This is a genomic window from Thiocapsa sp. (assembly GCF_011390875.1).
Lineage (GTDB): Bacteria > Pseudomonadota > Gammaproteobacteria > Chromatiales > Chromatiaceae > Thiocapsa.
Window position 1 is genome coordinate 20,555 of record NZ_JAABRP010000051.1, and the last position, 7,959, is coordinate 28,513.

8 protein-coding genes are annotated in these 7,959 nt (G+C 64.6%); all 8 read left to right on the forward strand.

Features of this window, described 5'->3' with window-relative positions; all coding sequences use genetic code 11:
- Positions 1 to 26: 26 nt before the first annotated feature.
- The 8 genes from GPT33_RS05935 to clpP all read left to right on the forward strand — a co-directional run bounded on the left by GPT33_RS05935 (position 27) and on the right by clpP (position 7,760).
- On the forward strand, positions 27 to 530 hold the full coding sequence (locus tag GPT33_RS05935) for a DUF1249 domain-containing protein (protein ID WP_296806393.1): 504 nt from the start codon (positions 27 to 29) through the stop codon (positions 528 to 530).
- A 212-nt stretch (positions 531 to 742) separates the two neighbouring features.
- Positions 743 to 1,213 carry an Rrf2 family transcriptional regulator gene (locus GPT33_RS05940; RefSeq protein ID WP_296806394.1) on the forward strand — a complete coding sequence of 157 codons (471 nt, stop codon included), beginning with the start codon at positions 743 to 745 and terminating at the stop codon, positions 1,211 to 1,213.
- 143 nt (positions 1,214 to 1,356) lie between these two features.
- On the forward strand, positions 1,357 to 2,283 hold the full coding sequence (gene prmB / locus GPT33_RS05945; protein WP_296806395.1) for a 50S ribosomal protein L3 N(5)-glutamine methyltransferase: 927 nt from the start codon (positions 1,357 to 1,359) through the stop codon (positions 2,281 to 2,283).
- A complete protein-coding gene (locus GPT33_RS05950) occupies positions 2,280 to 2,501 on the forward strand; it encodes a hypothetical protein (RefSeq protein ID WP_296806396.1) in 222 nt (73 codons plus the stop codon). The genes prmB and GPT33_RS05950 overlap by 4 nt, the downstream gene beginning before the upstream one ends.
- Before the next feature lie 64 nt (positions 2,502 to 2,565).
- Positions 2,566 to 3,951 (forward strand): oxygen-independent coproporphyrinogen III oxidase, encoded by a 1,386-nt coding sequence (hemN, locus tag GPT33_RS05955; RefSeq protein ID WP_296806397.1) that lies wholly within the window; start codon positions 2,566 to 2,568, stop codon positions 3,949 to 3,951.
- Positions 3,952 to 3,962: 11 nt separating this feature from the next.
- Positions 3,963 to 5,531, forward strand: a complete 1,569-nt coding sequence (locus GPT33_RS05960) for a long-chain-fatty-acid--CoA ligase (RefSeq protein ID WP_296806398.1) — start codon at positions 3,963 to 3,965, stop codon at positions 5,529 to 5,531.
- Positions 5,532 to 5,686: 155 nt separating this feature from the next.
- A complete protein-coding gene (gene tig / locus GPT33_RS05965) occupies positions 5,687 to 6,991 on the forward strand; it encodes a trigger factor (RefSeq protein ID WP_363929062.1) in 1,305 nt (434 codons plus the stop codon).
- Between the two features lie 124 nt (positions 6,992 to 7,115).
- Positions 7,116 to 7,760 carry an ATP-dependent Clp endopeptidase proteolytic subunit ClpP gene (gene clpP / locus GPT33_RS05970; RefSeq protein ID WP_296806399.1) on the forward strand — a complete coding sequence of 215 codons (645 nt, stop codon included), beginning with the start codon at positions 7,116 to 7,118 and terminating at the stop codon, positions 7,758 to 7,760.
- Positions 7,761 to 7,959: the final 199 nt, after the last annotated feature.

Sequence of the window (7,959 nt, forward strand, 5' to 3'; positions counted from 1 at the left end):
GCACCGCTCGCTCGGTTCCGGTCTCGATGCAGCGCGTTTGCCACCCCTGGGCGACGGCCTGCGTCCTGTCGGGTCGCCCCAACATCGGGGCACTCATGAGTCTCTGCGAAGAGAACTTCGCACGCCTCTCTCGTTTGGTCCCGGATCTGGCTGTGCGACCGTCGGGTGTCTACGGCTCGCGTTGCTCCGAAGGGGTCGATCTCTATCTCGAGATCGAAGAACAGGCGCGCTTCACGACCATCCTTCGTCTCACCTACATCTTCCCCGTGCAGGGGATTGCGCTCCCGGATCCGGATGCCCGCTTGAGGGTGTATCGCGACGCCGGTCAGGTCGAGGTGATCGACCTGCGCCAAACGGTCCTGCCGCTGCGGGCCGACTATCGTGCGCCGGCGCTCGCCGAGAAGTGGCAAGCGAATGTCTTTATCGGCAAATGGCTGACCTATTGCCTGCGGCAGGGGCGCGTCTTCGCAGATGCGCCGGTCACTCCGCCGACGTTTGCCTCCGGCACGCGGGTCACGCTGTGCCCTTAGTGCGCCGTTTACCGGCGCCGGTCTGATCCGCGCGGGTCCCGATCCACGCTGGCCGCAAACGCGGATTCCTCCCCTCGAGCCCGATTCTCGGACGACCGATCACGCGGTTGTGCATTGAAATGTCAAAAATGTTGACTACTTAACTGGGGGACATTGGGCGCCGTCGCTCCGACCCGCGCGCCCGTAGGCTCACTCACTCCAGGCATCCTACGATGAGACTATCGACGAAAGGCAGATATGCGGTAACCGCTATGCTCGACCTCGCGCTGCATTCCGGCAGCGGGCCGGTGACCCTGGCGGACGTCTCGGTAAATCAAGGGATCTCGCTGTCGTACCTCGAACAACTGTTCGCCGCGTTGCGCAGCAAAAAACTCGTGCGGGGCGTGCGCGGACCGGGAGGAGGCTACTACCTTGGTCGGTCCGCCGAGGAGATATCGATCGCCGACATCATCTGCGCGGTGGATGAGTGGGTCGAGTTCACGCGATGCGGCGGCCGCGAGAACTGTCGCGACGGGCAGCGTTGCTTGACACACCATTTGTGGGATCAACTCAGCGACGAGATCTTTCGCTTTCTCAAGGACATCTCGCTGCAGGACTTGGTCGATCGCGGCCGAGGTCGATCCGATTCCCCGAAGGTCGAGGTCGAGACGCTCGAGGACGACGCCAAACGCCGTGCCGCCTGAGCGCCGATCCGACTCGAGGTCCGACGTCGAGGCGCGTGTCGGCCTCATCTGTGCTGTTGACCGGCAACGGGGCTGAACAGGGGCTCGCGGTAGTGGTATCCTGCGGCGCTGGATTCACTGACGCGTTCTCTTCGATATTTCGTATGGCCGAGCAGCCGGATGGTTTGATCACGATACAAGACTTCGTGCGGTGGGGAGCAAGCCGCTTCAACGCCGCCGGTCTTTACTTCGGTCACGGGACCGACAACGCTATCGACGAGGCCGCTCACCTGGTCCTTGGGACGTTGAGCTTGGAACCCGGACTGCCCGCCGGTTTTCGCGACTGTCGGTTGACGCCGGCCGAGCGCGTACAGGTGTGCGATATGCTTGAGCGACGCATCGCGGAGCGTATTCCGGCGGCCTACCTGACCGGGCGGACTTGGTTTGCGGGTCTGGAGATGATCGTGACACCGGATGTCCTGGTGCCGCGTTCGCCGATCGCGGAGCTGGTCGAGGCCGGTTTCGAGCCCTGGATCGACGCCGAAATCGTCGGTCGAGTGCTCGATTTATGCTGCGGGAGCGGTTGCATCGGTGTTGCCGCGGCCGTGCATCTCCCGGACGTGGACGTCGACTTGGTCGACATCTCCTCCGTCGCCCTGGACGTGGCGAGACGCAACGTTGCGCGTCACGGCGTCGAAGACCGGGTTCGCGTCTTTGCTTCGGATCTGTTCGAGTCCCTTCCGAACGACCGCTACGACGTTATCGTCTCCAATCCCCCCTATATTTCTCGCTCCGAGCTGGATTCCTTACCGCTCGAGTACCGCAACGAGCCCGAGTTGGGCCTCCTGGGAGGCGAAGACGGACTTGATCTCGTCGTGCGGATCCTGGCGGACGCCGCAAGCCACCTGACGGACGACGGCATTCTGATCGTCGAGGTCGGGAGCGCGGCCCCGGAGCTGGAGCGCCGTTTGCCGAGCGTGCCCTTTACCTGGCTCGAGTTCGAGCGCGGCGGGGAGGGGGTCTTCCTGCTGACGCGCGAGCAGCTCGATCGCCATCAGCTCGAGCTGCTCGAAGAGGCCACGACCCGATGAGCTTGCCCCGCCCACCGGCCCTTCTCTTTCCCCTTCAGGAGGGTACTCAGAGGCTCCACGACGCCATGAAGGATGCGAGCTACGCCTTCGGGCGCGAGGATCTGCCGTTCACGGACCTGGCCGGCAAGTACGCGGAAGAGATTCCATTCCATACCCTGCTTAAACAGATCAACGAGACGCACCGTCGCGGCCTCGATGTCGGCGGGGATGATGCCTGAGACAGGCGCTACGAACATGGCCGAGCGGGTGTCGCAGCCGACCCCGCGGCCGGAGGGTTGAACGGTGGAACAAGGTATTTCATTCGATTTGGATCTGATCCGTCGCTACGATCAAAGCGGCCCTCGGTATACCTCGTATCCGACCGCGGTGGAGTTCGACGAATCCTTCGACGCCGCAGCCTATCGTGCGGCCTGCGAGCGCAGCAATCACAGCGGCCGACCGCTCTCGCTCTACTTCCACATCCCCTTCTGCGACACCGTCTGCTTTTATTGCGCCTGCAACAAAATCGCGACCAAAGACCGTTCTTTGGCCCCGCCCTATCTGGAGCGCGTCTACAAGGAGCTCGCCCTGCAGTCGGAGCTGTTCGACAAGTCCCGTGTGGTCGAGCAGCTGCATTGGGGCGGCGGCACGCCGACCTTCCTCAGCCATGCTCAGATGACCGAGCTGATGGACACGACACGCCGGCACTTCAACCTCGCCGGGGACGATGTCGGCGAGTACTCGATCGAGATCGATCCGCGCGAGGCCGATGCCGCCGGTGTGGCGTTGCTGCGCCGCCTGGGCTTCAACCGGATGAGTCTAGGCGTGCAGGACTTCGACCCGCGCGTTCAGCAGGCCGTGAATCGCATCCAGACCGAGGCCGAGACCATGGCCGTGCTCGAGGCGGCCCGTTCGGAGGGTTTTCGCTCGATCAGCATCGACCTCATCTACGGCCTGCCGTTCCAGACCCCCGAGAGCTTCGCGCGCACCTTGGAGCGCATCATCGCGGTCGATCCGGAGCGCCTGTCGGTCTTCAACTACGCCCATCTGCCCGAGCGCTTCAAGCCGCAACGGCGGATCAACGAGGCCGATCTGCCGGCGCCCGAGGCGAAGCTCGACATCCTCCAGTCGACGATCGAGCGCCTCACCGAGGCCGGCTATGTCTACATCGGCATGGACCATTTCGCCCGCCCCGACGACGAGCTGGCCCGTGCCCAACAGGCCGGCACCCTCTATCGCAACTTCCAGGGCTACTCCACCCACGCAGACTGCGACCTGATCGGCATCGGGGTGACCTCGATCGGCAAGATCGACAATACCTACGGCCAGAATCGGCGCGGGCTGGAGGAGTATTACGCGGATCTCGACGCCGGGCGTTTGCCGGTCTTCCGCGGCATCGAGCTGACCCGTGACGATCTGATTCGTCGCGACATGATCACCCGTCTGATTTGTCACTTCGAGCTGGACATCCCGTCCGCCGAGGCCGCCTGGGACATCCGCTTTGACGACTACTTCGCCGATGCCCTGATGAAACTGCGCGACATGGCAGGGGACGGACTCCTGGAGGTCGATGCGCACAAGATCCGCATCCTGCCGCGGGGGCGACTCTTGGTGCGCAACATCTGCATGGCCTTCGACGCCTATCTGGCCACCAAGACCGGGCCGATCGGCTTCTCGAAGGTGATCTGACGGCATCCTCGATGGTGGGTACGCGCGTCTCGCCGGACATCCCCGCGCGCTTTCGGGCGGCGGCGGCAAGGTTCGGCGAGTCAATCGGCGTCTGCTCCGATCAGGGTGATTGGAGCTACGCCGCACTCGATCGGACCTCCGACGGGGTGGCCGGTGCACTGGCCGCGGCCGGGATCCGGGAGGGCGACCGGCTGGGCCTGCTCTGCGGCAACGGTGCCGAGTTCGTCATCGCCTATCTCGGTGCGCTCAAGGCCGGCGTGACGCTGGTGCCCCTCAACCTCCTGCTCAACCCCAAAGAGATGGCCTACATCCTCGCCGACAGCGGGGCGGTCGGTCTCATCCATCAGGAGGCGTTCGATGCGGCCGCGGCCGCCGCGCTCGAGGGCCCGGCCGAGCTTGCCATGCGGGTGCGGGTGCGAATCGGCGCGACCCCGTCGGCCGATCCCGCGATGCTGGACTTCAGCGCCATGATGCGCAGCGCGGCGCCTGCACCGGCCCGAGCGCGCGATCCGCACCACGCGACGGCGGCGATCCTCTACACCTCCGGCACCACGGGTCGTCCCAAGGGCGCGATGCTGTCCCACGCCAATCTGATCGCGAACGCCGATGGTGTCGCCCAGGCGCTTGCACTCACCCCGGCCGATCGAATCTTGGTCGTGCTGCCGATGTTTCACGCCTTTGCCGCGACGGTCGGGGTGCTGACACCGCTGCTGCATGGACTCGGGATCGTGCCTGTCCCCAAGTTCGATCCTGGGGCGATCTCGACGGCGATCGCGCGTCACGGTGCCAGCGTCTTTCTCGGCGTGCCGAGTCTCTACGGCGTGCTGCTGCGGCTTGATTCCGAGCAGCTTGCGCACTGGCGCAGCGTGCGGGTCTGCGTCAGTGGAGGCGCGGCCATGCCCGCCGCACTGATGACGGCGTTTCAGGAGCGCTTCGGGATTCCCATCCTCGAAGGCGACGGCCCCACCGAATGTGGCCCCGTGACCTGCGTGAACCCGATCGCGGGCCTGCGCAAGCCCGGCTCGATCGGGCTGCCGATCCCCACGGTCGAGACCCGGATCCTCGATCCCGAGGGCCGCGAGGTGCCGGACGGGACTTACGGCGAGGTCTGTGTCCGCGGCCCGAGCGTGATGCAGGGCTATCACAATCAGCCCGAGGCGACATGCGAGAGCTTCTTCGACGACTGGTTTCGCACAGGCGATCTCGGCTATCGCGATGCGGACGGCTATGTCTTCCTGGTCGACCGCATCAAAGACCTCATCATCACCAACGGCATGAACGTCTATCCGCGGGTGATCGAGGAGGCGCTTTATGCGCATCCGGAGGTGGCGGAGGCGGCGGTCGTCGCCGATTCGGATGCACGTCACGGCGAGATCCCGGTCGCGTACGTCGTCCTGCGCACCGGCTCTTCGGCAACCGAGGCGAGTCTGCGTGCCTGGTGCCGCGAGCACCTGGGGCGGCACGAGGTGCCGCGCCGGCTCGTCATCCGGGACGCCTTACCGAAGAACGCGGCGGGCAAGATCCTCAAGCGCGAGCTGCGACGCTCCGGCGAGCAGGAGCGCGGGGTCGACACGGCGTGAGCGCCCGGGTGATCCGATAGAGTGGTATCCGATAGCGTTCGCCACGACCGGCTCGTGCGCTATACTGGACAGCTTTTATGCGGTTTGGGCGTCTCTGCCCGATCCAAGATTCAACAACCTACGGACCCCTCGACGAGGGGACCGACCGGAGAGACATGATGCAGGTTTCGGTGGAGACGGGCGAGGGACTGGAGCGACGGATGAAGATCGATCTGCCTTTCGAGCAGGTTGCGGCCGAGGTGGAGAAGCGCTTGCAGAAGCTCGGTCGCAGCGCACGTATGCCCGGATTCCGGCCGGGCAAGGTGCCCATGAAGGTGCTGCGCCAACGCTACGGCGATGCCGTGCACCAAGAGGTCTTCGGCGAGCTCGTCGAGTCCAGCTTCTCCGAGGCGCTCATGCAGGAATCGCTGCGCCCGGCAGGAATGCCGCGTATCGAGCCGGCCATGGATCCGGTCGAGCAGCGTTTCAGCTACACGGCGATCTTCGAGGTCTTGCCGCAGGTCGAGATTGCATCCCTGAGCGGGCGCGTCGTGAAGTCCCCGGTCGCCGAGATTGCAGACGAAGACATCGATGCGATGGTCGAGCGGCTGCGCCGGCAGCACGCGACCCGGCAACCGGTGGAGCGAGCGGCCGCGACGGGCGATCTTCTGACCATCTCCTTCAGCGGAACGCTTGACGGCGAGCCCTTCGAGGGCGGCTCCGCCACCGGGGTCAAGCTCGAGCTTGGCTCGGGTCGCATGATCCCGGGGTTCGAGGAAGGTCTGATCGGCGCCGCGGCCGGCGAGCAGCGCACGCTCGATCTCGTGTTCCCGGACTCCTACCAAGCCGAGCATCTCGCCGGCAAGCCGGTGCGTTTCGAGGTGACCGTCGAGGCAGTGGAGGAGACCGTTCTGCCCGAGGTCGATGCGACCTTCATCGAGGCGTTCGGCGTCGCCGACGGCGATGTCGCGCGTTTTCGCGAGGACGTGCGTCAAAACATGGAGCGGGAGATGAAACAGCGGCTCGAAGCCCGCAGAAAAGACGCTGTGATGGACCTGCTCCTCGAGGCCCACGAGATCACGTTGCCCGGCGTCTTGATTCAGGAGGAGATCCGCGCGATGAAGGCGCAGATGCTCGAGACGCTCGGCTCCAAGGATATCGCGCTCCCGGACGGGCTGTTCGACGAAGCCGCGAAGCGACGTGTCGCGCTCGGACTCATCATCGGCGAGATCGTGAAGGGACAGGGGCTTCGCCCCGATGCGCAGCGGGTTCGCGCGGCGGTCGAGGAGAATGCGTCGACTTACGAGAATCCGCAGGCGGTGGTCGATTATTTCTACTCCGACCCCAAGCATCTCGCGCCGGTCGAGAGCCTCGTGCTCGAGAGCCAGGTCGTAGATTGGGTTTTGGGACAGGTCGAGACCGAGGAAGAGGCGCTGACCTTCGCCCAGTTGTCCGAGTCGGGTCCTCGCCCGGGCGTTTGACGGCAGCGGTCACGACGTCGAGTGTTCGTGCGCCGGTCAGGCGCACATCCGCGCGCGGAGATCGTCCGCGCGCGGGTGCCGGTTTTCTTCATTCTGAACGCGATTTAAGGCGATGAAACATCCTATGAGCTATTCTTCTAGCCGTTCGGATTGGCAGCCCTCCGGCTTGGGGCTGGTGCCCATCGTCGTGGAGCAGACGGCGCGCGGCGAGCGCTCCTTCGACATCTACTCCCGGCTTCTCAAAGAGCGCGTCATCTTCCTCGTCGGTCCGGTCGAGGACCACATGGCAAACCTCGTGGTGGCGCAACTGCTGTTCTTGGAGTCGGAGAACCCCGACAAGGACATCCACCTCTATATCAACTCGCCGGGCGGTTCCGTGACGGCGGGTTTGGCGATCTACGACACCATGCGGTTCGTCAGGCCCGATGTCAGCACCATGTGCATCGGTCAGGCCGCCAGCATGGGCGCCTTGCTGTTGGCGGGCGGTGCCGCCGGCAAACGGGTTTGCCTACCCCATTCGCGCATGATGATCCATCAGCCCTTGGGCGGGTTCCAGGGCCAGGCCACGGATATCGACATCCACGCGCGCGAGATTCTGTATATTCGGGATCGACTCAATGACATCCTCGCCCACCATACGGGCCAGCCGATCGAGAAAATCGCGGACGATACCGAGCGCGACCGCTTCATGAGCGGCGAGGAATCGGTGGCATACGGATTGATCGACAAGGTCATCGATCAGCGCGGCCCCGCGCCGACGAAGGCCTGATCTCGTCGTCCCGGACCGTCGGCGGTTCGAGTCGCGATCACGGCGCGACACCGGATATTGCCGATCGAAAGACGAATTTCGTGGTGATGCGCGGAATTCGTCACCATCTTGCCATCCAACAGCAAACCGTTATGATTGAGTTTGCGCCCTTAGGGACCCTGTTACCTTGACCCCAACCGACCGCACGGAGACTCAACCG

Excerpts from the sequence above, each read along its gene's own strand:
- GPT33_RS05940 (WP_296806394.1), top strand. The coding sequence starts at position 743 with ATGAGACTATCGACGAAAGGCAGATATGCGGTAACCGCTATGCTCGAC.
- GPT33_RS05935 (WP_296806393.1), top strand. The coding sequence starts at position 27 with ATGCAGCGCGTTTGCCACCCCTGGGCGACGGCCTGCGTCCTGTCGGGT.
- GPT33_RS05950 (WP_296806396.1), top strand. The coding sequence starts at position 2,280 with ATGAGCTTGCCCCGCCCACCGGCCCTTCTCTTTCCCCTTCAGGAGGGT.
- GPT33_RS05960 (WP_296806398.1), top strand. The coding sequence starts at position 3,963 with ATGGTGGGTACGCGCGTCTCGCCGGACATCCCCGCGCGCTTTCGGGCG.
- tig (WP_363929062.1), top strand. The coding sequence starts at position 5,687 with ATGATGCAGGTTTCGGTGGAGACGGGCGAGGGACTGGAGCGACGGATG.
- clpP (WP_296806399.1), top strand. The coding sequence starts at position 7,116 with ATGAGCTATTCTTCTAGCCGTTCGGATTGGCAGCCCTCCGGCTTGGGG.
- prmB (WP_296806395.1), top strand. The coding sequence starts at position 1,357 with ATGGCCGAGCAGCCGGATGGTTTGATCACGATACAAGACTTCGTGCGG.